Source organism: Psychrobacter sp. 1Y4 (assembly GCF_051847555.1).
This window is the reverse complement of the sequence record NZ_JBPYDE010000818.1, coordinates 1-604: the sequence shown is the minus strand read 5'-3', so window position 1 is coordinate 604 and position 604 is coordinate 1. Positions and strand designations below refer to the sequence as shown.

Genomic DNA, 604 nt, shown 5'->3' with positions numbered 1-604 from the left:
ATGAAAAAAATGTATAAAGATAAAAAATTTTAATAAAGCTTTACTCTGGATAATAGCTCTGAATAACAGCCACAAAAAAAGACCAAGCTTGCGTTAGCAAACTTGGTCTTTTTTGTAAGAGTCGTTATCGGCTAATATCTGGCCGCATAATGACTTCTAGTTTGTCATGTTCAACATTGGTTATTGATCGTTGTCTTGCAACTCAGATAAAGAGTGAGAGATGTTGTTGTTGTGTGTTACTACGATTGCCTCATCAATGATACGCTGACTGACGCCGCGCTTGCGTAGCGTTTCGATAAATACCTCGTCATGAGCGAGCGTGTAATCTTGATGGTCACGATCTAAGCCTTGACGAATATATAAACGAATAAGACCTTGAATGCGCTTAAAGCCCAATTCTGACGTTGTCGCTTCCAATAGGCCAATCATTTCTTCAGACAAACGAATGCTGATCGGACGCATGATTTTTTGCGGATGATCAGAAAACTTATTTTTTACACGTACAGGTATCATAATAAACCATTATTTTTAGTGAGTAGGAGTAAAACACTCAAACAAAAACGAACACAATCAGAACTCATCTTACCATACAACAAAAATGCCT

1 protein-coding gene is annotated in these 604 nt (G+C 37.4%); it reads right to left on the bottom strand.

The window, feature by feature from the left end:
- Window positions 1-180: 180 nt before the first annotated feature.
- Window positions 181-513: a CopG family transcriptional regulator gene (locus ACS8FC_RS19055; protein WP_201599496.1), complete on the bottom strand. Its 333-nt coding sequence runs from the start codon at window positions 511-513 to the stop codon at window positions 181-183.
- Window positions 514-604 lie beyond the last annotated feature (91 nt).